At 73.6% G+C, this 24,668-nt stretch carries 28 protein-coding genes and 1 riboswitch; of the genes, 12 read left to right on the forward strand and 16 right to left on the reverse strand.

Features of this window, described 5'->3' with window-relative positions; translation table 11 throughout:
* Positions 1 to 2 precede the first annotated feature (2 nt).
* On the reverse strand, positions 3 to 1,136 hold the full coding sequence (locus tag J3R08_RS01995) for an AI-2E family transporter (RefSeq protein ID WP_043327100.1): 1,134 nt from the start codon (positions 1,134 to 1,136) through the stop codon (positions 3 to 5).
* A 129-nt stretch (positions 1,137 to 1,265) separates the two neighbouring features.
* Here J3R08_RS01995 and J3R08_RS02000 point away from each other — a divergent pair, with 129 nt between their 5' ends.
* Complete coding sequence (locus J3R08_RS02000; protein WP_043327099.1) at positions 1,266 to 1,448, forward strand: antitoxin; 183 nt, start codon at positions 1,266 to 1,268, stop codon at positions 1,446 to 1,448.
* Between the two features lie 77 nt (positions 1,449 to 1,525).
* On the opposite strand, the gene J3R08_RS02005 is transcribed toward J3R08_RS02000, so the two are convergent.
* The 8 genes from J3R08_RS02005 to eccB form a co-directional block, all read right to left on the reverse strand.
* Positions 1,526 to 2,134: a C39 family peptidase gene (locus J3R08_RS02005; RefSeq protein ID WP_043327097.1), complete on the reverse strand. Its 609-nt coding sequence runs from the start codon at positions 2,132 to 2,134 to the stop codon at positions 1,526 to 1,528.
* A 146-nt stretch (positions 2,135 to 2,280) separates the two neighbouring features.
* Positions 2,281 to 2,694, reverse strand: a complete 414-nt coding sequence (locus J3R08_RS02010) for a pyridoxamine 5'-phosphate oxidase family protein (RefSeq protein WP_209959771.1) — start codon at positions 2,692 to 2,694, stop codon at positions 2,281 to 2,283.
* A gap of 22 nt (positions 2,695 to 2,716) precedes the next feature.
* A complete protein-coding gene (locus J3R08_RS02015) occupies positions 2,717 to 3,055 on the reverse strand; it encodes a YkvA family protein (RefSeq protein ID WP_187692293.1) in 339 nt (112 codons plus the stop codon).
* A 77-nt stretch (positions 3,056 to 3,132) separates the two neighbouring features.
* Positions 3,133 to 3,966: a hypothetical protein gene (locus J3R08_RS02020; protein ID WP_064448627.1), complete on the reverse strand. Its 834-nt coding sequence runs from the start codon at positions 3,964 to 3,966 to the stop codon at positions 3,133 to 3,135.
* Positions 3,967 to 4,112: 146 nt separating this feature from the next.
* Positions 4,113 to 4,508 carry a hypothetical protein gene (locus J3R08_RS02025; protein ID WP_064448612.1) on the reverse strand — a complete coding sequence of 132 codons (396 nt, stop codon included), beginning with the start codon at positions 4,506 to 4,508 and terminating at the stop codon, positions 4,113 to 4,115.
* A gap of 107 nt (positions 4,509 to 4,615) precedes the next feature.
* Positions 4,616 to 5,896, reverse strand: a complete 1,281-nt coding sequence (locus tag J3R08_RS02030; protein WP_064448611.1) for a WXG100 family type VII secretion target — start codon at positions 5,894 to 5,896, stop codon at positions 4,616 to 4,618.
* Complete coding sequence (locus tag J3R08_RS02035; protein WP_030503518.1) at positions 5,889 to 6,260, reverse strand: hypothetical protein; 372 nt, start codon at positions 6,258 to 6,260, stop codon at positions 5,889 to 5,891. The genes J3R08_RS02030 and J3R08_RS02035 overlap by 8 nt, the downstream gene beginning before the upstream one ends.
* A gap of 115 nt (positions 6,261 to 6,375) precedes the next feature.
* Entirely contained in the window at positions 6,376 to 7,845 is a 1,470-nt protein-coding gene (gene eccB, locus J3R08_RS02040) for a type VII secretion protein EccB (protein ID WP_166455750.1), read from the reverse strand.
* 161 nt (positions 7,846 to 8,006) lie between these two features.
* On the opposite strand from eccB, the gene J3R08_RS02045 reads away from it, so the two are divergent.
* The gene (locus tag J3R08_RS02045) at positions 8,007 to 9,179 is read left to right on the forward strand and encodes a type VII secretion protein EccE (RefSeq protein WP_064448609.1); all 1,173 of its coding nucleotides are present in this window, start codon (positions 8,007 to 8,009) and stop codon (positions 9,177 to 9,179) included.
* Here the strand turns inward: J3R08_RS02045 and eccD are convergent.
* Complete coding sequence (eccD, locus tag J3R08_RS02050; protein WP_064448608.1) at positions 9,163 to 10,560, reverse strand: type VII secretion integral membrane protein EccD; 1,398 nt, start codon at positions 10,558 to 10,560, stop codon at positions 9,163 to 9,165. The genes J3R08_RS02045 and eccD overlap by 17 nt on opposite strands.
* Positions 10,561 to 10,730: 170 nt before the next feature.
* Here eccD and eccCa point away from each other — a divergent pair, with 170 nt between their 5' ends.
* The 7 genes from eccCa to J3R08_RS02085 all read left to right on the forward strand — a co-directional run bounded on the left by eccCa (position 10,731) and on the right by J3R08_RS02085 (position 17,363).
* A complete protein-coding gene (gene eccCa, locus J3R08_RS02055; protein ID WP_124778897.1) occupies positions 10,731 to 14,696 on the forward strand; it encodes a type VII secretion protein EccCa in 3,966 nt (1,321 codons plus the stop codon).
* Positions 14,697 to 14,769: 73 nt separating this feature from the next.
* Positions 14,770 to 15,180, forward strand: a complete 411-nt coding sequence (locus J3R08_RS02060) for a YbaB/EbfC family nucleoid-associated protein (RefSeq protein ID WP_043327085.1) — start codon at positions 14,770 to 14,772, stop codon at positions 15,178 to 15,180.
* Between the two features lie 16 nt (positions 15,181 to 15,196).
* Positions 15,197 to 15,490, forward strand: coding sequence for a hypothetical protein (locus J3R08_RS02065; RefSeq protein ID WP_043327083.1), 294 nt, complete (start codon positions 15,197 to 15,199; stop codon positions 15,488 to 15,490).
* A 31-nt stretch (positions 15,491 to 15,521) separates the two neighbouring features.
* Complete coding sequence (locus J3R08_RS02070) at positions 15,522 to 16,250, forward strand: hypothetical protein (protein ID WP_043327081.1); 729 nt, start codon at positions 15,522 to 15,524, stop codon at positions 16,248 to 16,250.
* Positions 16,251 to 16,262: 12 nt separating this feature from the next.
* Positions 16,263 to 16,532, forward strand: a complete 270-nt coding sequence (locus tag J3R08_RS02075) for a hypothetical protein (RefSeq protein ID WP_043327079.1) — start codon at positions 16,263 to 16,265, stop codon at positions 16,530 to 16,532.
* A gap of 212 nt (positions 16,533 to 16,744) precedes the next feature.
* Positions 16,745 to 17,053, forward strand: coding sequence for a WXG100 family type VII secretion target (locus J3R08_RS02080; RefSeq protein WP_043327078.1), 309 nt, complete (start codon positions 16,745 to 16,747; stop codon positions 17,051 to 17,053).
* 28 nt (positions 17,054 to 17,081) lie between these two features.
* Positions 17,082 to 17,363, forward strand: coding sequence for a WXG100 family type VII secretion target (locus tag J3R08_RS02085; protein ID WP_043327076.1), 282 nt, complete (start codon positions 17,082 to 17,084; stop codon positions 17,361 to 17,363).
* A gap of 111 nt (positions 17,364 to 17,474) precedes the next feature.
* On the opposite strand, the gene mycP is transcribed toward J3R08_RS02085, so the two are convergent.
* Both mycP and J3R08_RS02095 read right to left on the reverse strand, forming a co-directional pair.
* Positions 17,475 to 18,713 (reverse strand): type VII secretion-associated serine protease mycosin, encoded by a 1,239-nt coding sequence (gene mycP / locus J3R08_RS02090; RefSeq protein ID WP_280841768.1) that lies wholly within the window; start codon positions 18,711 to 18,713, stop codon positions 17,475 to 17,477.
* A gap of 56 nt (positions 18,714 to 18,769) precedes the next feature.
* On the reverse strand, positions 18,770 to 19,111 hold the full coding sequence (locus J3R08_RS02095; protein ID WP_043327074.1) for a MarR family winged helix-turn-helix transcriptional regulator: 342 nt from the start codon (positions 19,109 to 19,111) through the stop codon (positions 18,770 to 18,772).
* A 159-nt stretch (positions 19,112 to 19,270) separates the two neighbouring features.
* Between J3R08_RS02095 and J3R08_RS02100 the strand changes: the two genes are divergently transcribed.
* Positions 19,271 to 19,930 carry a carbonic anhydrase gene (locus tag J3R08_RS02100; protein WP_043327072.1) on the forward strand — a complete coding sequence of 220 codons (660 nt, stop codon included), beginning with the start codon at positions 19,271 to 19,273 and terminating at the stop codon, positions 19,928 to 19,930.
* A gap of 61 nt (positions 19,931 to 19,991) precedes the next feature.
* Here J3R08_RS02100 and J3R08_RS02105 read toward each other — a convergent pair whose 3' ends face one another.
* The 4 genes from J3R08_RS02105 to J3R08_RS02120 form a co-directional block, all read right to left on the reverse strand.
* On the reverse strand, positions 19,992 to 21,017 hold the full coding sequence (locus J3R08_RS02105; protein ID WP_043327069.1) for a hypothetical protein: 1,026 nt from the start codon (positions 21,015 to 21,017) through the stop codon (positions 19,992 to 19,994).
* A gap of 3 nt (positions 21,018 to 21,020) precedes the next feature.
* Positions 21,021 to 21,152: riboswitch (cyclic di-AMP (ydaO/yuaA leader) on the reverse strand.
* A gap of 154 nt (positions 21,153 to 21,306) precedes the next feature.
* Positions 21,307 to 22,590: a YibE/F family protein gene (locus J3R08_RS02110; protein WP_113972138.1), complete on the reverse strand. Its 1,284-nt coding sequence runs from the start codon at positions 22,588 to 22,590 to the stop codon at positions 21,307 to 21,309.
* Positions 22,591 to 22,754: 164 nt separating this feature from the next.
* The gene (locus J3R08_RS02115; protein ID WP_043327065.1) at positions 22,755 to 22,964 is read right to left on the reverse strand and encodes an SHOCT domain-containing protein; all 210 of its coding nucleotides are present in this window, start codon (positions 22,962 to 22,964) and stop codon (positions 22,755 to 22,757) included.
* Positions 22,965 to 23,089: 125 nt separating this feature from the next.
* The gene (locus J3R08_RS02120; protein ID WP_013283780.1) at positions 23,090 to 23,389 is read right to left on the reverse strand and encodes a metal-sensitive transcriptional regulator; all 300 of its coding nucleotides are present in this window, start codon (positions 23,387 to 23,389) and stop codon (positions 23,090 to 23,092) included.
* 80 nt (positions 23,390 to 23,469) lie between these two features.
* Here J3R08_RS02120 and J3R08_RS02125 point away from each other — a divergent pair, with 80 nt between their 5' ends.
* Both J3R08_RS02125 and J3R08_RS02130 read left to right on the forward strand, forming a co-directional pair.
* Positions 23,470 to 23,676 (forward strand): heavy-metal-associated domain-containing protein, encoded by a 207-nt coding sequence (locus J3R08_RS02125; RefSeq protein WP_064448625.1) that lies wholly within the window; start codon positions 23,470 to 23,472, stop codon positions 23,674 to 23,676.
* Between the two features lie 35 nt (positions 23,677 to 23,711).
* On the forward strand, positions 23,712 to 24,668 hold the full coding sequence (locus J3R08_RS02130; RefSeq protein ID WP_209959773.1) for a hypothetical protein: 957 nt from the start codon (positions 23,712 to 23,714) through the stop codon (positions 24,666 to 24,668).

Below are 24,668 nucleotides of genomic sequence, written 5' to 3' on the forward strand. Positions count from 1 at the left end.
CGTCAGCCCGCGGCTTCGACGGCCGGGTCCGGCCCGGCGGCGCGGCCGGTTTCGGCGCGGTGCCGCTGCACGGTGTCCAGCACCCGCCAGAGCACCGCCGCGATCGGCACCGACACGAACGCGCCGGCCACCCCGGCGACCAGCGTGCCGGCGGTGACCACCACCAGGATGACCGCCGGATGCAGTTGCACCTGCCGCCGCATCACCAGTGGCTCCAGCAGGTTGCCCTCGATCTGCTGGACGGCGATCACCGCGGCGAGCGTGAGCAGAGCCGTGGTGGGACCGTTCGCGGCGAGCGCGACAAGCACCGCCACCGCGCCGGCCACCGTGGCACCGATGATCGGCACGAAGCCGCCGAGGAACGTGATCAGGGCGAGCGGCAGGGCCAGCGGGACCCGCAACACGACAAGCGCCAGTCCGATGCCGATGGCGTCGATGGCCGCGATGATCATCGTGCCCCGGCTGTACGCGCCGAGCGTGCGCCAGCCGGCCCGGCCCGCCTCGGCGGTCAGCTCCCGGCGCGGACCGGTCAGCCGGCGCAACACCCAGTGCCACATCGAACGGCCGTCCTTGAGCAGGAAGAACAGCAGCACCAGCGCGAGCAGGATCGCGCCGGCCACCTCGGCTGCCTTGCGCGCCCCGGCCACCGGGTCGGGCGTCCCGCTGCTCAGGCCCTGCCGGATCTGCTCCACCAGCCGGTCGAGCTGCTGATCGGTGACCGGCAGGCTGGAGGTGACGAAGTCGCGGGTGCGTTGCAGCCCCTCGTCGAGTTGCTGGCTCAGCTCGCCGAACTGGCTCGCGGTGAGGTTCCAGACCAGGACGCCGGCACCACCCAGGATGCCGAGCAACAGCAGGACGGTGAGCAGCGCGGCGAGCCCGGCCGGCACCCGCAGCCGGCGCAGGCGTACCAGGACCGGATCGAGCAGCGCGGTGAGGAAGAGCGTGCCGGCCAGCGCCACCGCCAGCGGCGCGAGCAGCACCGCGATCTGCCCCAGCAGCCACAACCCGGTCGTCACCACGAGGAGACAGGCGCTCCAGGTGACAGCGGTCCGTACCGGCCAGGGCAGCCCCGCCCAGGTCTGCCGGGGGCCGGTCGTCGGTGCCGGCCGCGTCGGCTCGGATCCATCAGCGTCCACGTCGCCTCCTCGATCGTGGCCGTTGGTACCCGACGCACGTCGATCCGACACCCCGGTGGGAATCGCCCACCCGGTGTTTGTGCCCCCAGCCCCAGGGAAGGCTTCCAACGTATCGAAGGGAGATCCGACATGAGCGACTTCATGGACAAGGCCAAGGACTTCGCCGACAAGCATGACAAGCAGGTCGACCAGGGCATCGAGAAGGCGGGTGACGCGGCCGACAAGCGCACCGGCGGCAAGTACGACGCCCAGATCGACAAGGGCGTCGACATGGCGCAGCAGCGGACCGGCGAGGGTGACACCGGGCGCTGACCCCGTACACCCGCACCGGCGCCGGACACGACGGCGGCCACGCCCCCTCAGGGAGCGTGGCCGCCGTGGCGTCGGGGTCAGGAGCTGTAGCCGCGTCCGGCGATCCAGTTGGCCAGCTCGGTCACGTCCATCCAGTACGTCGGCGTGTCCGGCCGGGCCGGGTCGGCGATGAGGACGGTGTCGGCGTCGCCCTCGTACCGCACCACGGTCAGGTAGTGGCCGGGGTAGTTGTGCTCCACCCCGTCGATGTCCCGGGCGCCGCCCAGGATGTTCGCCACCACCGGCCGGTCGTCGTCCACGGCGGTCCGGATGTCCGCGCGCAGGCGTGCCACCTGCTCCGGGGTGGCCACGTCGTCGCGGATCTCGGTGGTCCGGTACTTGCCGCCGGTGTACTCGTTGAGCACCCGGGTGATGTCGATGGCGGAGTCGGTGCCGTTCTGGGTGGTGCCCAGCTTCGCCGCCAGCTCGTCCTGGCTCACGTCCTTGCCCTCGGCCGAGAGCGCGATGCGGGCCGAGGCGGGACCACAGTAGAAGAAGTTCGGCTGAGCCTGGTACTCGTAGTCGGCGGTGCGGTCACCCTTGCCCTTGACCGGGGCCGCGTGGGCGGCGGCCGGGCCGGCGACGGCGCCGCCGGCAGCGGCGAGACCGGCGACGGAGAGCAGGCACTTGCGGATGATCGGATTCATGTCGAGGCTCCATTCGGGGGTCGACGGCTCCGTGCGGGAGACGCGGCACCAGGAGTGGCGCTCGGCGTACGGAGAGTTCAACCGCCCTGCTTCCGGGCCTCATTTCCGGGCGTGACCGGGGCCACCGCGAAACCGGACAGAGCGCCTCAGTCGGGCAGGCTGCCCAGGAGCCGGGTCACCGCGATCTCGATGACCACCCGCTCCGGATTCGGACGCGGGGTGCGATAACGCTCGGCGTACCGCCGTTCGGCCTCGGCCACCGAAGCCGGGCCGCGGCGCAGCGCCGCCCGGCCCTCCACGGTCAGCCACCAGCGGCCGTCGACCTGGCAGACCGCCACCGGAGTGCCGTCCGGTCCGGCCGCGGCGACGTGCCGCGCCTTGGCCGACCCCGCGGAGGTGATCACCCGGGCCAGGCCGGCCTCCGGGTCGAAGGTCACCCCCACCGGTACGACGTGCGGGGTGCCGTCGGCGCGCAGCGTGGTCAGCGTGGCGAGATGCCGGTCCGCGAAGAAGCGGGCCACCCGCCCGTCGTGCGGATCCAACCGGTGCCGTCCCGCCATGCCGTCTCCTCGTTCGCGTGTCTCATCGGCGGGGCGCCGCGCCGGGCGGCAGCGCCGGGGACTCCCCGGTGGCCCGCTGTTCCACCTGGGCGGCACGATGCTTGACGGCCAGCCGGCCCAGGTAGAACAGCGCGCCGGCCAGCACGCCCATGTCGTCCAGGTAGATCGGGTCGGGCAGCAGGTCCACCGGCAGGATCGTGTAGATCAGCGCACCGTAGAACGCGACCTTGCCGCCGGCGCCGAGCGCGCCGAGCATGCGGCGGGTGCGGACCAGCCGGACGGCGAGCACGACCGCCCCGGCCAGCATGGCCGCCGCGACGACGGCGGCGAGTACGACGAGCACCCAGGCTTCACGGGACACGCCCTCACGCTAGCCGAGCCGGGTCGATGCCGCCCGCGGGTCGTGGCCGTGACGCCCCGGGTCGTGGCCCGGGGCGCTCAGGCCGCCACGGCCGCCCGTCCCCGGGCAACCGGGGTCAGCTCGCGGGTGATGTCGACGGCGGCCGAACCGGTCGGCAGTTCCCGGGTGGTCTCCGGCCCGGCGAACCCGACGATGGACAGCTCCGCCTGCGGCTCAGGGGCCGGGTGCAGCGCCGCGAACGCCTCGTCGCGCAGGCTCTGCGCCGCCGCCGCGGCCCGCTCGGCGGCCTGCCAGGCGGCCTGTTCCCGCTGCGTGGCGGCCCGGTGCCGGGCGGCGAGGTTGTCCCGAACCAGCCGGCGCAGCAGCAGCTCCTGCTCCACCGGGTGCCGGCTCGGGTCCCAGCCGTTCCCGCCGAGGATGTCGCTGAGCTGCCGCACCGTGATCTCGTTGCGCCACTGGGCGTCCATCGCCGCCCGGTGCAGCCAGCGCTCCCGGTCCGCGTACTCGGCCGGGGTCCGGGCGGTCCGGGGCAGCGGCAGCGCCGCGGCGGCGGCCAGGCGCCGCACGTCGTCCTCCGCCGCCTGGTACGCCTGCCAGGCCGCCTCGGCCTCCTCCTGGGCGGTCAGCCACTCCGTCCGGCTCCGCTCGGCGGTCGCCGCCGCGCGGGCGGCGGCCACCGCCACCTCGTCGGCGTACCGGTCCCGCTCCCGATCCTGTACGCGGGCCCGCTCGGCCTGATCGATGCTGCTCGGCCGGGCGGCGTCACTGATCCGGTCGACAAGCTCCGAGCGGAACCGGGACGGGCGGACGATCAGGGCGGCGACCACTGTGGCGGCCACGGCGAGCAGAGCCAGCCAGATCACGGCGGCAGCGGGGACGTCGGGCAGGACGGTGGAGAAGACGGTCTGCATCACCAGCACCTCAAGGTGGAACGACTGACGAACAACGGTTTGTGGCCCGGTCATCCGGGTGGGGTGCGTCTCGCTACGGAGACGCGGCAGGGCGCGCGGGTGCGGCAGGTGTGGCCGCGCCGGGGCGTACCGGAAAGGTGGCCCGGTCAGGCGCGCGGCGGACCGCGGCGGGCGATGGCTGCCCGAGCCGGGTCGGCGACGGCGACGGCCTCGACGCCGGGCACCCGCCCGGCGGCTGTGGATTCGGTGCCGGCCGCGTCGGCGGCGGGACCGGAGGTGGATCGCGGCGCGCCGTCGGCCGTCGTGCCGCCCGCCGCGACCGTCGTCAGGCCAACCTCGGCCGGAACCGGAGACGCGATCACGCTCGGCGCGGCGGCGGAGGCGACAGTGACCGCGACGGACTGCTCGGTCACGGCGGCATGGGCGGGTGCGGCGGCGATGCCCTGGAGGCCGACGATCAGCACCAGGCCGGCCACGGCCGTGCGGGCGATCCGGCGCAGCGTCGCCGTCCAGGTGGACGGGGCGAACGCTACGGGCAGCACCAATTCAACCTATCGGTCAGCGGACGATTTCGCAGCTCAAAGATCTTGCTGGTTACGTGAGCCGTCCCACGGGTCGCTGTGGACGGACCGCTGCCTCGATGCCGCTGTCAGTTGCCGCCGAGCACCGGCGGCGGAGCGCCGTCGCCGTCGCCCCAGACCATCTCGTCCTCGGTGAGCCAGGTCAGCCGGCCGTCGGACTCGTCGTCGCCGTGGCTGCCGCGACCACCGAGCACGCCGCCACGGCCGGCCATCGCGGGCCGCCCGGTGCCGCCGGCCCGCTCGCCGGACCTGCCCCCGGCCTCGACCACCAGGCCGCGACCGGAGGTGAGCCGGCCGGTGCCGGCCGCCGCGCGGTTCTCCGCGCCGGGCGCGCCGCCGAACCGGGCCGAGGACGCAGAGTTGGGACCGGTGCCCGCGAGCGACCCGGTGCTGAGCACGCCGGGGGCGCCGTAGAGCCCGCCGCTGCCCCCGCCGGCCGTCATCGTGGCGGGGCCGCCGCCGGAGCCGAAGCCCGCGCTGCCGCCGATCGTCGGGCCGCCGGTGGTGCCGGTCAACGGGCCGGCGCCGGCCAGCGAGGTGCCGCCCGGGTCGACGGTGCCGCCGGTGGTGACCGAGCCCGGAGCGCCCGCGCCGGGGTTGCCGCCCGGTGTGCCCGCGCCCGGGGCGCCCGCACCGGGCGTGCCGCTGGTCGGCGCCGTGTGGTGCACGCCCGACGTGGTGGCGGTGGCGCTCGCTCCCGGGCCGAAACTGCCCAGGTTCGGGCCGGACGACGGCGTCTTGACCGAGGGGCCGTTCTGCAGCGTCGGGTCGCCGTTGCTGGTGTTGCCGGGCAGCTCGACCTCGGGCGGGTCCGGCACGACGATCCGGCCGTACGCCGAGAAGTCGTAGCCCTCGGCGAGCTTCGCCACGACCTGCACCATCCGCTGGTGCGCCTTCTCCTGCTCGGCCTTGTCCTGCTGGTGGCCGACGATCCCGCCGATCACCGCGCCGGGGGCGCCGCCGAGCAGGAAGCCCTTGCCGGCGCCGGAGAGCAGCTTGTCGTTGTCGTCGGTCTTCTCCGGGCTCTCCGCCTTGGACTGCGCGGCCCGCAGCTCGCTGGACATCATGTCGAGGCCCTGCCGGATGCCCGTCATGCCCTCGGCGAGGTTGCCGGAGTAGCGCACGACCATGTCCAGCCGCCTGGTGAACTCGCGCGCGGCGTCGCCGGTCCAGCTCTTGGACAGCGCCTCCAGGTCGGCGGTGAGGTCGCGGCCGAGGTCGTCGAGCGTGCTCTTGAGGGAGGTCCACTGGGCGCTGAGCGCCTCGATCTGCTTCGGGTCGCCGGCGTTGACGCCCTGGTAGAGCTCCTCGTGGCTGACGTGCTCGTAGCGCCGGGTGTACTCAGACACGCGGGTCCTCCTTCGGCTGCTTCATCGCCTCGTTCAGCCCCGAGAGGGCGGCGGCGATGTCGGCCGCGGCGGCGGCGTTGCGGGCCTCGGCGGTCTTGTAGTTCGTCATGATCTTGTGGGTCGCCTCGCGGGCGGCCAGGATCGCCCGGCGCAGCCGGTCGACGTGGTTGACGTAGCTCTGGTGCGTCTCGGAGTAGCGACGTGCGTTGTCGGTCGCGTCGGTGAACGTGCCGAGCGCGGGCGGGCGGCACTGCATCTGGGTGTTCAGCTTGCGCAACACCGACTCCGCCTCGTCCAGCCGCCGCTCAAGTCGCTGGTGGAAGTCCTCCAGGGACAGTACGTCTACTGTCGTGCGCCCCGTCATGGCTGCATCCCCGTAGTCATCGTCGATAACCTTCGCCGCACTCAGGTTAGTCGAAACGCGCCAACCCGGGCGACCCGTGACAGGCCCCATCCACATCGGACCCGGGCGGGGCCGGTCAACCGCCCTGGACCTGGGCCGCGGCGCCGCCGGTGGAGGGGGTCGCGGTGGGCGCCGCCGGGGTCGAGGCATCGAAGTACGCCATCGCGTCCTGGCGCGACAGCGTCGGGCCGGTCGGCACCAGCGCCAGCAGCGAGGCGGGTACGGCCAGCGGGGTCACGTCGCCGTACCCGAGGGCGCTCTTCGCGTCGCCCCCGGCGGTGCCGAGCGGAAAGCGGATGCCCTGGGCGGTGATCAGGTAGACCGTCGACCCGGCCGCCGGCTTGCCGCTCTCTCCGGCCGTGGCCTGCGCCAGCACGCCCTTGCCGCCGGGCAGCAGCACGTTCTCGGCGGTGCGTACCGCGTCCCGGCCGCCCTGCCGCGACGGCATCGCGGTCGCCTCGGTCAGCTCGGCCGGCGGGGAGTCGAAGACCTCAAGCGTGGTGGTCGGCGGCTGGCCGGGCGGGCCGGGCCGGTAGGTGGCGCAGAGCACCGTGCGCCCCGGGCGGACCTCGTGCGGCGTCGGCAGCCGGGCGGGCAGGCCGTCCGGCTCCAGCCGCTGGTCGGTGAGGAGCCGGCCCGCCTCGTCCGGCGTGATCTGCGCCACCTCGCCACCCCGGCCGAGCAGCAGCAGCGCGGTCACCTCCCGGACCGTGGCCAGGCCCTGCCGGGTGAGCACGTAGTACTGGCCGGCCGCCTGGTAGACCTGGCCGATCCGGGCCGGCCGGCCGCCCACCGTGAGCCCGCTCGCGCCGCCGTCCCCGTCGATCGTGGGCTTACGCAGCACCGGGCCCACCGGCACCGCGTTCAGCAGCTGCTGCCCGACGGTGAGATTCGTGACGCCAGCCATCTTCAACGCCACCAGCGCCTGGTCGTCGCCGGCGACACGCAGCCGCGAGCCGCCGGTGAGCAGGTAGCGGGCGTCGCCGGTGCGCACCACGACGGCCCGGTCGGTGAGCGCGGTGCCGCCGGGCAGCGTCCGGTCGATCACCAGGTGCGTGGTGGAGCGCTGCGTGTCGTTCGGGTCGGGCACGTCGCACACCGACCAGGGGAGCCCGACCAGGGACTTGCGGTCCGGCAGGTCGTCGGGGGCGCCCACGATGCCGACCAGCCGGCCGCGCGGCCGGTCCTTGATGGACGCCTGGGACATGGTGCGGGGCTTCGCCGCCGCGTCGTTGACGATCAGCCGCGCCGAGGCGTAGTTGAGCGTCGGGCGCAGCACCCGGTCCTCGCCGAAGTAGTACGTCGCGCCGGTCTCCCGCTCGATCACCAGCGTGTTCGGCTCCAGCGGCGCCGAGTTGCTGGTGAGCTGCCCGTACGCGCCCACCCCGCCGAGCACCACGGCGGCCGCGATCACGCTGCCGAACACCGCCATGCCGAGGCGGCGCATCGGCAGGTCGTTGGTCTCCGGGTCGCCCGACAGCAGCGCCGAGACGATGCGGCGGGTGACGAAGCGGTACGCCTGGACCTGATCGCGGCGGGTCCGCATGACTAACCTCCGGCGGGGTGGGTCCAACGACGACAGGGCCGAGCGGCGTCGCGGGCTTCCCTACGATAAGGGGCCACCGGGGGTGCGCCGGACCCCGTCCGCCGCCCGAACGCCGCACCCCGCCGGCGGATGTCCAGGATGTCCAGAAGGGACGCTCACCGATGACGCAGCTGCAGGCGCCACCCGGTCGTACGGCCACCGCCCCCGCCGTACCGGTGGACCGGCCGGTCACCCCGGCCGACAAGCGCCGCCGGGGCCGGCTCGGCCCGGTCGTGGTCGGGCAGCTCGTCGTGGTGGAGTGCGCCGCGCTGGCGGTCTGGTTCGCCACCGCCGGCCCGCCCTGGCTGCTCGGGGTGGTGGGCGGGCTGGCGCTGCTGGCAGTGGTCGCCGCGTTCGCGCGCCGGGGCGGCCGATGGTGGTACGAGGACCTGATGCTCCGCCGCCGGCTGCGCCGCCGCCGCGACCGGGCCCGGGGCGCGACGCCGGGCGGCGACCCCCGGCTGGCCGCGCTCGCCCCGGAACTGACAGTGGTGGAGCTGACCGAGCGCGGCACCCGCCTCGGCATCGGGCAGGACGACCGGGGCTGGTTCGCCGCGCTGGCGCTCACCGGCCGGCCCGGCGCGCCCGCGGGCTCGATCGAGGCCGCCGTGGTGGACCGCGCGCTCGCCGTGCTCGCCGACTTCTCCGGCCCGGTCACCCAGACCCAGGTCGTCTCGCACACGCTGGTCTGGTACCCGGCCCCCGGCGCGCCGCCGTCGGCGTACCGGACCGTGTGGGTGGCGCTGCGACTGTCGGTGGCCGACGCGCGGGCCGAAACGGTGAGCCGGGGCGGCGGCCTGCGCGGCGTGCACCGGACGGTGGCGGCCGGGGTGGGCCGGCTCGGCAAGGCGCTCAACGCCGCCGGTCTCGGCCACCGCGTGCTCGGGCGGGACGAACTGCACGCGGCGGTGGTGTCCGGCGCCGGGCTCGACCTGGCGCCGGAGGCGCCGGTGGAGACGTGGACCAGCGTGCGCGGGGGCGGCTGGACGCAGCGCTGCCTGGCCCTGCGGGTACGCCCCAACGGCTCGCTCGGCGCGCTCGTGGACGCGGTCACCGCCACCTCGGCGCCGTCGCACACGGTCGCCGCCGTGGTGCTCCCGGGCGGCCGGCGGGTTCCGCCGCTGCTGCGGGTGGCGGCCATGGACGGGCACGCCGAGGCGCTGGTGAAGGCGGTCCGGGACATGGCCGGGCGCGCGGGTGTGCCGGCCCGCCCGCTGGACGGCCAGCACGGTCCCGGCGTCTACGCCACCGCGCCGGTCGGCACCGCGATGGGGACCGTCACGGTCGAAGGTTGACGATCCAGCCGTACATCCCGCACACCCACACGGCGAGCGGCACCAGCGCGATGATCAGCAGGATCTCGACGATGTCCAGGGTCCGGCCCCAGACCGGCGAGATCCGCTTGCCGGCCACGGTCAGGCCGTAGACCAGGCTGATCACGGCCACCACGGCCAGGCCGCCGAGGACCAGCCCGAGCCGGACCGCCAGCGAACCGGCGGCGAACGTGGCGGCGGCGACCAGTCCCAGGCCGACGGTGCCGGACAGCAGCACCGGCGTACGCTGCCCGCGGCCGAGGAACGGGCGCGCCCGCAGCAGCGACAGCAGCGCCAGGACCAGGCAGAGCAGGACCGCCGGCAGGCGGCCGTCCTCGGCCAGCACCACCTCGCCGCCGAGCACCAGCAGCGAGACGGTCCAGAGCAGGCCGGTGAGGAAACCGTCGGCGCGCTCGCTGTTGCGCAGCACCGACGGCCCGTCCACCGACTCGGTGTCGGTCTTCAGGTCGTCCGGCCCGGTGGGGATGGACGGCACCGGCAGCCGGGCGAGGCGGTAGGCGAGCATCGGCAGCGCCGGCAGCGCGCCGAAGGCGACTGTCGCCACCACTGCCGCCGACGCCGCCGCGCCGATGCCGAAGGCCAGGCTGAGCACCGCGCCGAGCCCGACCGCCGCCCCCACGCCGACCGCGCCGAGGAACAGCGGCAGGCGGTCGCCGACGGCGAGCGCGGCGATCGCGCCGAACACCACCACGGCGGTGCCGGCGAGCAGGACGTGCGGGGCGGCCAGCTCGCCGAGCGTCCGCTCACCGGCGAGCACCAGCAGGCCGCCGACGCCCGCGTAGCCGATCCCGACCAGGGCCAGCACCGCGCCGGTGCGACTGTCTCCGGCCGCCCGGGACAGCACCGCGGCGCCGACCAGCAGCGCCACCGCGACCACGAAGGCGGCCGCCGCGCCGGGCAGGTGCGGCGGGCCGGTGAACAGCGCCGCCACCGCGCCGCCGGCAAGCGCGGAGGCGGCCAGGAGGACCGCGAACGCCCGCGTGGTGCCCACCTGCCAGGCGCCCGCCCGCTGGGTGGTGGAGGTGGCGACCGCGTCCACCACGTCGTCGAAGACGATCTCCGGGGCGGTCGCGGCACGGGGGTTGAAGTAGAGCACCTCGCCGTCGCGGACCCCGAGCTGCGCGGCGGTACGGCCACCGTCGAGCGGCTGGCCGCCGAGCCGGGACAGGGCCCAGCCGCCGTGCCGCACACCCTCGTCGGCCAGGTCCTCGCCCGCGTAGCGCAGCAGCGTGGGCAGCAGGTCGGCGAGCGGCACGTCGGACGGCAGCGCCAGATCCATCCTGGTACGTGGCGCCACGATGGTGATCCGGCTCAGCCCACCGGTCGCCGTCTTCGTCGCCACAGTGGCCTCCTCGTTGCTCGCAAACGATCCGCTCGGCCCACGGCGTCGCCCCCACGGGTCCACGACGCCTCCGGGAGATTACCTACGATGGCGGTCGCACAGGTTGCCCACCCGACGCTCACCGGCGGTGGCAGACCACGATCAGGGCCGCTTCTGGGGAGGGGAGAGCCGTGAGTACGGTGGTGTTCCGCCGGCTTCCGCGTCAACCGGGGCCCGCGCTGCCGCGCGGCGAGGTGCTGCTGGAGTCCCCGCCCGAGCTGCCGGAGCCGAAGGCCAAGGGCATGGGGCAGGTGCTGATGATCCTGCCGATGCTCTGCGGCGTCGGCGCGATGGCCTTCCTCTACGCCGGCCGCGGCGGCGGCATGATGACGTACGTCGCGGGTGGCCTGTTCGGTGTGTCCATGTTGGGCATGGCGATCGGCACGCTCGGCAACGGCGGCAACGACAAGGCCGAGCTGAACGCGCAGCGGCGCGACTACATGCGTTACCTGGCGCAGATGCGCAAGCGCACCCGCCGGGCCGCCGAGCAGCAGCGCGCCGCGATGACCTGGCGGCACCCGGAGCCGGACGCGCTCTGGTCGATCGCCGCCTCCCGCCGGCTGTGGGAGCGGCGGATCACCGAGGACGACTTCGGCGAGGTGCGGATCGCGCTCGGCCCGCAGCGGCTGGCGGTGGAGATCGTGCCGCCGGAGACCAAGCCGGTGGAGGACCTGGAGCCGATGAGCGCGATCGCGCTGCGCCGGTTCGTCCGGGCCCACTCCAGCGTGCCGGACCTGCCGACCGCGTTGTCGCTGCGCGCGTTCAGCCGGATCGCGTTGCGCGGCGACCGGGAGCCGGTGCTCGACCTGGCCCGGGCCGCGCTGGGCCAGCTCGTCACGTTCCACGCCCCGGAGGACCTGCTGGTCGTCGTCGTGGCCGCGCCGGACCGGCAACCGGTCTGGGACTGGGTGAAGTGGCTGCCGCACGCCCAGCACCCGGGGCGTACCGACGCGGCGGGCGCGCGCCGGATGGTGTTCGCCGCGCTGGACGAGGCGGAGACCGCGCTGGCCCAGGAGCTGGGCGGGCGGCCCCGGTTCGCGCCGGAGGCGAAGCCGCTGACCACCGCGCCGCACGTGGTGGTGGTGCTGGACGGCGGCGAGGTCTCGGCGACCTGCGCGCTGACCGGGCCGGGCCTGCTCGGCACCACAGTGGTCGACCTGTCCGGCACGGTGCCCCGCGACGCCGGGCGCTGGCTGCTCTGCCTGGACGCCGGCGACGGCACCGGCCTGGACCTGGTCCGCGGCACCGCCACGTCCCGGCTCGGCAGCCCGGACCGGCTGTCCCTGTCCGCCGCCGAGGGGCTGGCCCGGCAGATCGCCCCGTTCCGGCTCTCCCAGCAGCAGGGCGCGAGCACCGAGGAGCCGCTGGCCCGCAGCATGGAGCTGCCCGACCTGCTCGGTGTCGGCGACGCGGCCACCGTGGACGTCCGGCAGACCTGGCGGCCGCGCAGCCACCGCGACCGGCTGCGCATCCCGCTCGGCCTGGGCCCGGACGGCAACGTGGTCGAGCTGGACTTCAAGGAGTCCGCGCACGAGGGCATGGGCCCGCACGGCCTGGTGATCGGCGCGACCGGCTCCGGCAAGAGCGAACTGCTGCGTACGGTGGTCGCCGCGCTGGCCGTGACGCACTCCTCGGAGGAGCTGAACTTCGTCCTGGTCGACTTCAAGGGCGGTGCGACGTTCGCCTCGCTGGACGCGCTGCCGCACACCAGCGCGGTGATCACCAACCTCTCGGACGAGCTTCCGCTGGTGGACCGCATGCGGGACGCGCTGGCCGGTGAGATGAACCGCCGGCAGGAGGTGCTGCGGGCGGCCGGCAACTACGTCTCCCGTTACGACTACGAGAAGGCGCGGGCGGCCGGTGAGCCGCTGGAGCCGATGCCGAGCCTGCTGATCATCTGTGACGAGTTCTCCGAGCTGCTGGCCGCCAAGCCGGACTTCATCGACCTGTTCGTGATGATCGGCCGCCTCGGCCGGTCGCTCGGCGTGCACCTGCTGCTCGCCTCGCAGCGGCTGGAGGAGGGCAAGCTGCGCGGCCTGGACACGCACCTGTCGTACCGGATCGGTCTGCGCACGTTCTCGGCGGTGGAGAGCCGGATCGTGCTCGGCGTGCCGGACGCGTACGAGCTGCCCAGCGCGCCGGGTCACGGTTACCTGAAGACCGACACCGCCACGATGCTGCGGTTCCGTGCGGCGTACGTGTCCGGCCCGTACCAGGCGCCGGGGCAGGCGCAGCGCTCCACCCGGGCCCAGGTGCAGCGGCGGATCGTCCCGTACGGCATCGACTACGTACCGGCGCCGGCGCTGCCGAGTCCGGCGGAGGCCACGCCGGAGCCGGAGCAGTCGGGCGACGGCAAGGCGGTGGCCATGCTGGACGTGCTGATCGACCAGCTCAAGGGCCGCGGCAAGCCGGCACACCAGGTCTGGCTGCCGCCGCTGGCCGAGCCGTCCGGGCTGGCCGAGCTGCTGCCGAAGCTGAGCGTGCACCCGACGTACGGCCTGACCACCGCCGACTGGCCGGGCCGCGGCCGGCTCGCCGTGCCGGTCGGCATCGTGGACCGCCCGTACGAGCAGCGCCGCGACCCGATGATGGTCGACCTGGCCGGGGCCGGCGGCAACGTGGTGATCGTCGGCGCGTCGCTGAGCGGCAAGAGCACGATGTTGCGCTCGATGCTGGCCTCGCTGGCGCTCACCCACACGCCGCGCGAGGTGCAGTTCTTCTGCCTCGACTTCGGTGGTGGCGCGCTGCGCAGCCTGGACGGGCTGCCGCACACCTCGGGCGTGGCGGGGCGGCGGGACACCGAGGCGGTCCGGCGGACGGTCGCCGAGGTGGTCGCGGTGATCGACGAGCGGGAGAACCGGTTCACCCAGCACGGCATCGACTCGGTGGCCAGCTACCGGCGCCGCCGCGCGGCCGGTGAGTTCGCCGACGACCCGTTCGGTGACGTCTTCCTCGTGGTGGACGGCTGGAACACGCTGCGCCAGGAGTACGAGGAGCTGGAGCAGACCATCACCAACCTGGCCAACCGGGGCCTCGGCTTCGGCGTCCACGTGGTGATCACGGCGGTGCGCTGGGCGGAGATCCGGATCAACATGCGGGACCTGCTCGGCACCAAGCTGGAGCTGCGGCTCGGTGACCCGTCGGAGTCGGAGATCGACCGGCGGGCCGCGCAGAACGTGCCGGTCGGCGCGCCGGGTCGCGGCCTGACCCGGGACAAGCTGCACTTCCTGACCGCGATCTCGCGGATCGACGGCAAGCGCGACATCGAGGACCTGACCGAGGCGTCGGTGGCGCTGGCCGGGCACGTCGCGGCGAACTGGCCGGGCCGTCCGGCGCCGAAGGTCCGGCTGCTGCCGCGCAAGCTGGCGGTCACCGAGCTGGCGAAGGTGGTCGACCGGTCCGTCCCGGGCATCCCGATCGGCGTCAACGAGTCGGCGCTCGCCCCGGTCCACCTGGACCTGGCGAGCGAGCCGCACCTGACCGTGTTCGGCGACGCCGAGTGCGGCAAGACGAACCTGCTGCGGCTGATCGCCCGGGGGATCGCCGAGCGGTACACCCCGGCCCAGGCGCGGCTGGTCATCGCCGACTACCGGCGCGGCCTGCTCGGCGCGGTCGAGGGGGACCACCTGCTCGACTACGCGCCGTCGAACCAGGTGTTCAGCCAGGGTCTCGGCTCGATCCGCAGCGCGTTGCAGAACCGGCTGCCCGGCCCGGACGTGACCACCGCGCAGCTGCGCGACCGGAGCTGGTGGAAGGGGCCGGACCTCTACATCCTGGTGGACGACTACGACCTGGTCGCCTCCGGCGGCAGCAATCCGCTCAGCGCGCTGCACGAGCTGCTGCCGCAGGCGCGGGACATCGGCCTGCACCTGATCGTCACGCGGCGGGTCGGTGGTGTGGCCCGGGCGCTGTACGAGCCGGTGCTGCAGCGGCTGCGTGAGCTGGACTCGCCGGGACTGCTCATGTCCGGCAGCCGGGAGGAGGGCGCGGTCTTCGGCAACCTGCGGCCGACCCCGCAGCCGCCGGGCCGGGGCACGCTGGTGCGCCGCCGCGACGGCCAGCAGCTGATCCAGACCGCCTGGACGGAACCGGTCTGACGGGACGGACGGCGGGCGTCACTTCCGGTAGCGTCGGCCCGATCGATCGTCGCGATTACGGGGAGAGCCGGAGTTGAGCAGCCCGTCGGGTATCGGTGGAGCCCTGGAGGGCCTGTTGCGGCAGGCACAGGAGCAGCAGCGGCGGCTGGCCGAGCTCCAGCGGCAGCGTGCGGAGCTGCGGGTCACCGGGGAGAGCCCGGACGGGCTGGTGCGGGTGACCGTCGACGGCGACATGAAGGTCGGCGGCATCGAGCTGAACGCGCGGGCCATGCGGCTGGACAGCTTCTCCCTGGCCGAGTCGATGCAGGCCGCGATCGACGCCGCGTACGTGGCCTTCGAGGAGCGGCAGCGGGAGATGCTGGGCGAGATGCTCGGCGACTCCGAGACGGTCCGCCGGGCGCAGGACGGCACGCTGACCCCGGAGGACTGGTTCCGTCAGTTCGGGGTGGATCTGTCCGACCCGACCCGCAATCTGCGGCGCTGAGCGAGAGGGGACGACGATGCCGAACACCGTCGACGTCGACGCGATCCGGAAGGCGAGCCGGATGCTCGACGCCCCGGACGGGCCGATCCAGTACCTGCGCAACGTCGAGGCGCTGCTGGCCGAGGTCAAGCTGCCCGGCGGCGCACTGAGCTGGTTCGGCACCGGGGCGGTGGAGCGGCACAACGCGGCCGTGGACGGGCACCTCGACAACGTCCGCACCGGCGCGGAGCATCTGCGCAAGGCCGCCGCGCAGCTCGAACAGAGCGCGCAGAACTGGGAGAAGTCGGATCAGCCCTGGGTGGTCAAGTGACCGGCCGGGCCCGCCAGGGGAAGGACGCCTGATGCCACCGGAGATCCTCATCGCCAACGCCTCGGGGACGGTGACCGGCTCGGTGTCGGTCGCCCAGACCACGGCGCCGGTGCGGTCGGCCGCGGCCATCGCCCGGGGCAACCTGGTCTGGATCGCCGCCTCGGCGGCGCTGATCGGCACCATCCTCTACCTGGAGTCCTTCGACAACCAGCAGGTGAACGAGTCCATCAAGAAGTGGGACGAGGCGGCCCGCCTGCTCGGCGCGGACCAGTTCGGCGCGGCGATGGCGGCGGTCCCGCCGGAGGCGTCGGAGTGGGACTTCGACGACCGGGACGCGTTCGACCAGTTCATGCGCAAGCTCGGCGCGGAGATCAACTCGCTGGCCGAGGCGTTCGCCGCCAACCGCGACACGCTCACCGCGGCCCGGGACGCGTACAACGACGCGGTGTCCGGCCTGGCGCAGGCGCTCATGCCGATCCTGGTCGCGGTGATCGCCTCGATCGCGCTCCAGTTCTTCCCCGCGACCACCGCGCTGGCCCAGGCCATCGGCATCGCCGGCCTGGCTGCCACCGCCGCGATCCTGGTCCTGGTCTTCGGCGAGATCAGCGCGTTGCTGCACGCGCTGATGGCCGCGTTCCACACGGACAGCCGGTTCACGTTCACCGCGGACTCCCGGCCCGGCTGGGCGCCCGCCGGCTCCGACCCGGACATCAAGGACATCAAGATCGACTGGGTTCGGGACTCCGCGTTCTACAGGTGACGGGAGCGGGGCATGGACACTCTGATCTTCGTACTGTTCCTGTACGTCCTGCTGACCATTCCGGTCTTCGTGCTCCTGATGCTGTTCGCCGTGCTGACCCGCTCGGCGCGGCTGCGGCGGGCCGCCGAGGTGGTCTCGCTGAGCGCCTGCGCGGCGCTGCTGGTGCTGACGTTCGAGCGCGCGTTCGAGAAGCCGCTGCTGTGGATCGTGGTGGTACTGCTGGTCGCGGTGCTGGCCTTCGGTGTGTCGACGATCGTCAAAGCCGCACGTGAGCGGCCCTGACCTCGGGACGGACCGTCCAACTCGTACGGACGGCGCCGGATCGCCTTGCCGATTCCGGGCTGTCGGAGTACGTCGATGGGCCGGCAGGGCTGCGCGGGTTGGACATCGTCCGCTACGGTTCGGATGAAGTGTCCGTCGGTGGGGTGTGTTCGCCTTGCCGCGGGGGAGGGCGCGGCGGAACCGCCGCCACAAAAGACGGAAGGGTGTGAAGCATGGCGTTCGAGGTCAGTGCAGCGACTCTGCACACCGCCGCGAGTGACGTGCGGTCCACGCGCAGCGAGGTTGACGGTGAGCTCAAGAAGCTGTGGAACGTGGTCGACGACCTCGCGATGGCCTGGAAGGGCCAGGCGTCCACGGGCTTCCAGAGCCTGATGACTCGCTGGACCGAGGACACGAACAAGCTGCTGACCGCGATGGACAACATCGCGGACCTGCTCGACAAGTCGGGCACCACGCACCAGGTCAACGACGAAGAGCAGCAGCAGATGCTGGACAAGTTCCACGCTGCTCTCAACCCGTGATCCGCGAAGACAGGCAGAGGAGGAATCGATGAGCATCAAGGTTGACTACGCTGTTCTGGAGAGCAGCAACCAGCAGATGCAGGCCATCTCGCGGATCATCGACGAGAAGCTGGACACGCTGCGGGCGATGCTGACCAAGCTCGAGTGGGAGGGCCAGGACCGGGCCGCCTACCAGCAGCACCAGGCCCAGTGGGACGCCGCCGTGCGGGACATCAACAAGGTCCTGAACGAGATCGGCGGCGCGGTGGGCATCGCGCGCGAGAACTACATGACCACGGAGATGAGCAACTCCAAGGTCTGGGGCAGCTGACCCCCGACCGGTCCACGACGGCTCCGCTCCGGCTCGTGCCGGGCGGAGCCGTCGTGTATTCCGGCCCTGTCTCGTGTATTCCGGCCCGGCCGTGCTGCGCGAGGCGGCCGGTCAGGCGTCCTGCGGGACGTCCCGCCGGCCGGGGCGCCATCCGCGTCGCCGGCCGCGGGTCAGGATCGGCCGCAGCGTCAGCAGGACCCCGGCGAGCAGCCCGCCGACGACGGCGACCCAGATCGCGACGGTGCGCTGCCAGGCCAGCGGATCGGTGGGCGGCGCCGGCGGCGGCATGGCGCCCAGCGGCGGGTCCGTGCGGGTGCCGAGCAGGCTGGTCACCGCTCGGTAGGGGTTGACCATCCCGTGGCCGACGTCGGCGTTGTGCCCGTCGGGCGGGTTGTCGGCGGTGCGGGTCAGCCGGTAGGCGACCTCGTCGGCGCTGATGTCGGGGTGCGCGGCCCGCACCAGCGCGGCGACACCGGAGACGTACGCGGTGGCGAAGCTCGTGCCGCCCTGCGGCTCGGCCCGGTAGCCGGACCCCTGCGGCGCGGGCCCGAGGATGTTCAGCCCGGGGCCGGCGATGTCCACATAGTCCCCGCTGACCGAGCTGCCGACGTGGCCGCCCTGCTCGTCCACACCGGCGACGGCGATGACCCCCGGGTACGCGGCCGGATAGGCCGGCCGGTCCTCCCGGTTCTCCTGCCGGTTGCCGGCGGAGGCGACGACCACCACGTCCTTGCCGAGCGCGTACTGCACCGCCGATTTCAGCTGCGGGTCGTCGAGCGTGACCAGGGACAGGTTGATCACGTCGGCGTCGTTGTCGACCGCCCAGCGGATCGCCTTGCCGATCTCGCCCGGCACGTCCGGGTCGAAGTTCTCCTTGTTCTCGGCCAGCACGCGCAGCGGCAGGATGCGGGCCTCCGGCGCGATGCCGGTGTACGGCGAGCCGGTGCCCTCCCGCCCGGCGATGATGCCGGCCACCATGGTGCCGTGCCCGACCAGGTCACACTGGCCCTGAAGCCGGACGAGCTGGTTGAAGTCCTCGCCGGGGAGCACCCGCCCGCGCAGCAGGGGATGCGACGGTGAGACCCCGGAGTCGATCACGGCGACGGTGATCCCCGCGCCCTTGCCGACCCGCCACGCGGAGGCCGGGTCGAGGCGGCTCAGCGCCCACGGCGTCTCGGTGGGCGCGGGGCCGCCGGTCGGCCCGCACTTCGGGGCGGCCACGGCGGGCGCGGGCACCGCCAGCGCGCCGCCGAGCAGAGCGGCTGCCGCCGCTGCCGAGAGGACGGTCCGGATCGGGTGTCCGGCCCGGGCGCGCCCTTTTGTCGCGCCCGGCCGCAAGCTGTCGCGCACGCGGTGAGATTACCGTCGCGCCGGCCCGCGCGGGCGCACGCGGTCGCGGGAACCGGTCACCGGTCGGCGGTGACGTCCCCGGCCGGCTCGGCGGCGAAGAGGGCCAGCAGGGCGCCGACCTGCTGGTCGGCCTCCGCCGGGTGCCGGAAGCGTCCCTTCGGGTTGATCGTGTACTCGTTGCGCCGCCCCACGCGGGTGCGCCGCAGGTATCCCCCGGCTTCCAGGTCGGCGACGATGGCCTGGGCCGCCCGCTCGGTGACGCCCACCTCGTCGGCCACGTCCCGCAGCCGCGCCGTGGGGTTGCGCGCGATCGCCAGCAGCACATGTCCGTGATTGGTGAGGAAGGTCCAGTTGCGGCGGCTCCCGTCCTCACCTGGTGTCGTCGCCATGGTGGCCATGCTATGGCCATCGACGCTGCCGACCCGAATCGGACGCGGGCCGGCACGGGAAAGTATGAAATGCGTATCACGAATCTTGACGTGCCCCTGACGCCGTGTGACCGTGAAGTCGCGAGGCCGTCCGGCCTGGTCGTTCCGCAGGTAGACGAGGTGAGGCAGATGACGCCGAGAAGCCCGGAGCAGGCGCTCGCCGAGCTGCGTGCCGGCAACCACCGGTTCGTCACCGGTGTGCCGCAGCATCCGAATCAGGACGCCGGGCACCGGGCGGCGGTGGCCGACGGCCAGCACCCCTTCGCGGTGATCGTCGGCTGCTCCGACTCGCGGCTCGCCGCGGAGATCATCTTCGATCGAGGTCTCGGTGACCTCTTCGTGGTGCGTACCGCCGGGCACACCGCCGGGCCCGAGGTGCTCGGCAGCGTCGAGTACGCGGTCACCGTGCTGGGCACGCCGCTCGTGGTGGTGCTCGGGCACGACTCCTGCGGCGCGGTCCAGGCCGCCCGGGAGGGGGTCCGGACCGGCGCCGCTCCGGCCGGGCACCTGGGAGCGGTGGTGGACGCGGTCTCGCCCAGCCTGCTGCGCGCCGCCCGGCAGGGCATCGACGACCTCGACGGCATCATCGACGTCCACATCGCGCAGACCGTGGAGACGCTGCTGGCCCGGTCCTCCGTGCTGGCCGAGCGGGTCGCGGCGGGCCGGTGCACGGTGGCGGGGATGTCGTACCGGCTCTCCGGCGGCGAGGTGCGGACAGTGGCGCAGGTCCCGGCGTCACTGCCCGCTCCCTCGTCGCCGGCGGACGCGGACGCGGCGCTGGCCGGCTGACCGGAGCGCCGGACGACGAAGGGGCCGCCCACGGGGGCGGCCCCTTCTTGCTGCGTCCAGGTCAGAGCATCGACATGTGGACGTGGTCGGTGTGGTTCGACGGCCCGCTGTACGACCTCCAGCCGGTGGCCGGGAACCAGATCTGCCGGTTCCAGATCACGTAGTAGATGCCCAGCCGGTCGGCGTTGCGGATGAGGAAGGCGGCCACGTCGTTGCCGTACTTGCGGGTGTCGTTGTTGTGCCAGGGTGAGAAGCCGCTGTTCTGCAGCGACCAGTCGCACGCCTTGCCCTTGGGGTGCTCCCACGGCCCGCCCGGCCGGTAACAGCCCACGAAGCGCGTGTAGCCGGCGCGCCGGACCTCCTTGTAGGCGTGCAGCGTCCGCGGCGTGATGCAGCCCGAGGTGGTCGGGTCGTTCTCGCTGCACGACTCGGCCTTCCAGCCGCCGTCGGCGGTGCGGCCGGGGCCGATCTTGGCGACCGGTGAGGTGGCGTCGACCAGGCCGCCGGTGAAGCCGAGGCCGCCGACGAGCTTGAGGGCGCGTTCGGCCTGCACCTTCTCGCGCTCCATCGCGTTCTTCTGCTTCTCCTGCTCGCGCACCTCGGCGTCGAGCGCGATCTTGGCCGTCTCGGCGCGGTTCTTGACCGCGTTGATGGCGGCCAGGCGCTGCGCGTTGAGGAGGTTCAGCTCGTCCAGGGCGTTGACGCGGCGGACGAACGAGTCGGGCGAGTTGCTCTCCAGCAGCATCGCCATCGCGCCCATCCGGCCGGTCCGGTAGGACTGGGCGGCGAGCTGGTTGACCTGCGGGCTGAGCGCCTCGAGTTCGGCCTGTGCCGCCTGTACCTCGGCGGCCAGCCGCCGCTGGCGGTCCTGCGACTTGGCCAGCTTCGCCTTCGCCTGGAGGAAGTTCCGGTTGGCGCTGTCGATCGCCTCGGTGATGAGCGGTGGTTCGCCGTCCTCCTCGTGCCCGGACGGCTTCGGGGCCGCCGCGGCGGGGGCCGCCGTCGCCGAGTTCGGCCCGGCCAGCACTGCCAGCGAGGCCAGCACGGCCACCAGGGGTGTCAGCCAGCGGCGCAGGGGTGGCGTCACAGTGTTCCCTTCCGTCGGCCGCCGACCGGGTTAGCTGACGGGTTCGGGACGGAAGTGGCCCCTACCGCTCGCGCGGATTCACCCCATGTACCTGGTTCCCCGGCTCGCCCGCAGGCGATTGGGCGGCGGCACCGCTGGCGCCGGTGCGCGCCTTCGGCGGTGACCGGCAGCGAGGTTACCCGACAGCACTCCTGCGGATCTACGTCCGGAAGCCGACCAATAGCGAGATTTCGCCGTGGCGCACCGTGACCAGCGTCGCGTTTGAAATCGATGGTCACCGTGCGGAGTGTCACCATGTCGCCTCCGTACTCTTTCCGCCGCCGAGCGCCTCCAGCGCGTCGTCGCGTCCGGCCGGCGGACGGGGCGGCGGGGGCACGGGCGACGCCGGCTCCGGACCGGGCGCGCGCCGTCCGGCGGTGGTCACGATCGCGGCCAGTGCGGTCGTCAGCGGTACGGCGGCGATCAGGCCGAGCGTGGCCACCGCGCTGCGGACGATCTCCTGGGCGAGGAACTCGCTGGTGAGGATCTGGCTCACCGGGCGGGAGTCGGCGACCAGCAGGAGCAGCAGTGGCAGCGACGCGCCCGCGTACGCCAGCACGATGGTGTTGACGGTGGACGCGATGTGGGCCCGGCCGACGCGGGTCGCCGCCCGGTAGAGCTGCCGCCGGGACAGCCCCGGGTTGGCGTGCGCGAGTTCGGTGACGGTGGCCGCCTGGGTGACGGTGACGTCGTCCAGCACGCCCAGCGAGCCGATGATGATGCCCGCCAGCAGCAGCCCGTGCAGGTCCACGTCGCCCTGGAACATGGACAGCGTGGTGGCGTCCTCGCTGCCGAAGCCGGTCAGATGGGTGGCGGACGTGGCGAGCAGGCCGAGCACGCCGGTGATCACCAGGCTGCCGAGCGTGCCGAGCACCGCCACCGACGTCTGCGCGGTGATCCCGTGCGTCAGGTAGAGCACCACGAACATGATCAACGCGGCGCCCACGATCGCCACCAGCAGCGGCGGCTGGCCGCCACCGATGCCGGGCAGCACGAAGCCGAGCAGGATGGCGAAGCTGGCCGCCAGGCCGCCGAGCGCGGCGAGCCCGCGCCAGCGGCCGAACGCCACGATCGCGGCGGCGAAGAGCACAAGCAGCCAGATCAGCGGTGTGCCGCGCTGGTGCTCGGCGATGTTGTAGGACTTCACCGAAGGATCGGCCGGGTCGATCAGCTCGACCAGGACGATCTTGTCGCCGACCTCGACCCGGGGCGCGCCCGGTCCGGCCGGGAGCGGCGTCTCGACCTGCCGTCCCGCGTCCGGGCCCTGCTCGGCGGCGACGGTCGCGGTGCCGCAGGGGCCGCCCGCGCCCTCCGGGGCCTCCGGCGTCGGCGGGCAGGGTTCGGTGACCACCCGGGTCACGGTGCCGTGGTAGCGGGGGACGTCCGCGCCGCCGACCGGCTCCCGGTCCTGCCGGGGCCAGAGCACCAGCGCGGCGATCACGGTGAGCGCGAACAGCGGCACCACCACGGCGACGAGCAGCCGCCGTACGCCCGGTGGCGTGGGCGGTGCGGGGCGGGTGTGGTCGGCACCCAAGGCGTCTCTCCCAACGGTCGCGGCGACGCCTGGTCCGCCGGACCGGTCTGGTCACCGGGCCGGCGCGGACGTGTCGACCACGTCCGGGTCGTCGCCCCGACATGGTAGGCAGCCCGGCTGGGTGCTCCCGGACACCGTGACCGGTGACGCGCGCCCCGCGCGGGTCAGGCCAGTCCGGCCCGGCGTCGCCGGTACTCGTCCTCGTCGATCTCGCCGCGGGCGTACCGCTCGTCGAGGATGCGCCGGGCCGCAGTCGGCCCGGACCGCTGCGGGCCGGTCCACCGCACGGCCAGCCAGAGGAGCCCTGCCAGAACCGCCAGCACCGCCAGGGACCAGATCCACATCCAGCCCATCATCGGGCTCTGCCACATCATCGGGCCGCCCTCCGTCCGTCACCGCGGGTCCGCCGGGGCCGGCCTGCCCGCCACTTCGACGGTACGGCCGCACGGGCGCGTCGGCGCGGGTCGATGTGCCCTGCTCGGAGGGGCGGAGGTCCCGTTCAACCGCGCTTCATCAGGCGGCCGACGGCGGCCATCATCTCGGTCGCCATCTCGTCGGCCCGGCCCTCGGCGGCGCCCTCGTGCATGCAGTGCCGCGCGTGCCCGTCGAGCAGGCCGAGGCCGACCTTGTCCAGCGCCGCCTGGATGGCCGAGATCTGGGTCAGCACGTCGATGCAGTAACGGTCGTCCTCGACCATCTTCTCGATGCCACGGACCTGACCCTCGATCCGGCGGAGCCGGGCGAGGAGCTGGTCCTTGCTGGCGGTGTAGCCCCGGGTCGGGCTGGACGGAGCGGTCATGAGAACGAGGATAGCGTACCCCTCGGGGGTATGCTAACGTTCCGGCTGTACCCCCAGGGGGTATGAGATCGGAGGGCGACATGGAGAGCACCTACCAGGTGAGCGGCATGACCTGCGGCCACTGCGTCAACTCGGTGAGCACCGAGCTGAGCGCGCTTCCGGGCGTCACCGGCGTCCAGGTCGACCTGGCCACCGGCCGGGTCACCGTCACCAGTCAGAACCCGCTGGACACGGACGCCGTCCGCGCGGCGGTCGACGAGGCCGGCTACGACCTCGTCGGTGCGTGACGGGTCCAGGGGACCCGCAGAACCGAGGAGAAACCATGAACACGGCGACGAAGCTCAGCGGCTTCGCGCTCGGCCTCGTGGCGGTCTTCGGCGCGGCGTACGGGATCGGCAACCTGGCCGATCCCGTCGCCCCGGCCGCCGAGACCCGCCACGACGACAGCGGCAGCGACCACGGGACCGGCGACACCGGTCACGGTGACGAGAACGGCGCCGACGCGCACCTGCCCGGCGGGCTGCTCGTCTCCGAAGGCGGCTACACGCTCCAGCCCGCCACCGCGCCGGCCGGGCAGTTCGCCTTCCGGATCACCGGCCCGGACGGCACGCCGGTCACCCGCTTCGAGGTGGCCCACGACAAGCGCATGCACCTGATCGTCGCGCGCCGGGACCTGTCCGGCTTCCGGCACGTCCACCCGGAGATGGCCGGCGACGGCACCTGGCGGGTCGCCTCCCCGCTCGACGGCCCCGGGGTGTGGCGGGCGTTCGCCGACTTCACGCCCGAAGGCGGCGAGCCGCTGACCCTCGGCCTGGACGTCACGGTCCCCGGCGAGCTGGCCGCCCGGCCGCTGCCGGCGCCGGTGACCAGCACCACCGTCGACGGCTACACAGTCACGCTGACCGGCACGCCGGAGCCGGGCCGGACCAGCCGGCTCACGCTCTCCGTCAGCCGCGACGGGAGACCGGTCACCGACCTTCAGCCCTACCTCGGCGCGTACGGGCACCTGGTGGCGCTGCGGCAGGGCGACCTGGCGTACCTGCACGTGCACCCGGAGGGCACACCCGGCGACGGGCGCACACCGGCCGGTCCGGCGATCACGTTCGCCGCCGAGGTGCCCTCGGTCGGGGCGTACCGTCTCTACCTGGACTTCCGGCACGGCGACGCGGTGCACACCGCCGAATTCACCGTGCTGGCCGGCGACCGGACCGCGCCGGTATCCACCACCGCACCGACCCCGGACGCCGGACACGGCACGCCGGGGCACGGGCACAGTTGA

The sequence above is a fragment of the Micromonospora sp. HB375 genome (assembly GCF_017872985.1).
GTDB lineage: Bacteria > Actinomycetota > Actinomycetes > Mycobacteriales > Micromonosporaceae > Micromonospora > Micromonospora chalcea.

What these genes read in the sequence shown, in the direction of transcription:
- J3R08_RS02000 (WP_043327099.1), top strand. Translation starts at nt 1,266, where the DNA reads ATGAGCGACTTCATGGACAAGGCCAAGGACTTCGCCGACAAGCATGAC.
- J3R08_RS02005 (WP_043327097.1), bottom strand. Translation starts at nt 2,134, where the DNA reads ATGAATCCGATCATCCGCAAGTGCCTGCTCTCCGTCGCCGGTCTCGCC.
- J3R08_RS02010 (WP_209959771.1), bottom strand. Translation starts at nt 2,694, where the DNA reads ATGGCGGGACGGCACCGGTTGGATCCGCACGACGGGCGGGTGGCCCGC.
- J3R08_RS02020 (WP_064448627.1), bottom strand. Translation starts at nt 3,966, where the DNA reads ATGCAGACCGTCTTCTCCACCGTCCTGCCCGACGTCCCCGCTGCCGCC.
- J3R08_RS02035 (WP_030503518.1), bottom strand. Translation starts at nt 6,260, where the DNA reads ATGACGGGGCGCACGACAGTAGACGTACTGTCCCTGGAGGACTTCCAC.
- eccB (WP_166455750.1), bottom strand. Translation starts at nt 7,845, where the DNA reads ATGCGGACCCGCCGCGATCAGGTCCAGGCGTACCGCTTCGTCACCCGC.
- J3R08_RS02045 (WP_064448609.1), top strand. Translation starts at nt 8,007, where the DNA reads ATGACGCAGCTGCAGGCGCCACCCGGTCGTACGGCCACCGCCCCCGCC.
- J3R08_RS02065 (WP_043327083.1), top strand. Translation starts at nt 15,197, where the DNA reads ATGCCGAACACCGTCGACGTCGACGCGATCCGGAAGGCGAGCCGGATG.
- J3R08_RS02070 (WP_043327081.1), top strand. Translation starts at nt 15,522, where the DNA reads ATGCCACCGGAGATCCTCATCGCCAACGCCTCGGGGACGGTGACCGGC.
- J3R08_RS02075 (WP_043327079.1), top strand. Translation starts at nt 16,263, where the DNA reads ATGGACACTCTGATCTTCGTACTGTTCCTGTACGTCCTGCTGACCATT.
- J3R08_RS02080 (WP_043327078.1), top strand. Translation starts at nt 16,745, where the DNA reads ATGGCGTTCGAGGTCAGTGCAGCGACTCTGCACACCGCCGCGAGTGAC.
- J3R08_RS02085 (WP_043327076.1), top strand. Translation starts at nt 17,082, where the DNA reads ATGAGCATCAAGGTTGACTACGCTGTTCTGGAGAGCAGCAACCAGCAG.
- J3R08_RS02095 (WP_043327074.1), bottom strand. Translation starts at nt 19,111, where the DNA reads ATGGCCACCATGGCGACGACACCAGGTGAGGACGGGAGCCGCCGCAAC.
- J3R08_RS02100 (WP_043327072.1), top strand. Translation starts at nt 19,271, where the DNA reads ATGACGCCGAGAAGCCCGGAGCAGGCGCTCGCCGAGCTGCGTGCCGGC.
- J3R08_RS02115 (WP_043327065.1), bottom strand. Translation starts at nt 22,964, where the DNA reads ATGATGTGGCAGAGCCCGATGATGGGCTGGATGTGGATCTGGTCCCTG.
- J3R08_RS02120 (WP_013283780.1), bottom strand. Translation starts at nt 23,389, where the DNA reads ATGACCGCTCCGTCCAGCCCGACCCGGGGCTACACCGCCAGCAAGGAC.
- J3R08_RS02125 (WP_064448625.1), top strand. Translation starts at nt 23,470, where the DNA reads ATGGAGAGCACCTACCAGGTGAGCGGCATGACCTGCGGCCACTGCGTC.
- J3R08_RS02130 (WP_209959773.1), top strand. Translation starts at nt 23,712, where the DNA reads ATGAACACGGCGACGAAGCTCAGCGGCTTCGCGCTCGGCCTCGTGGCG.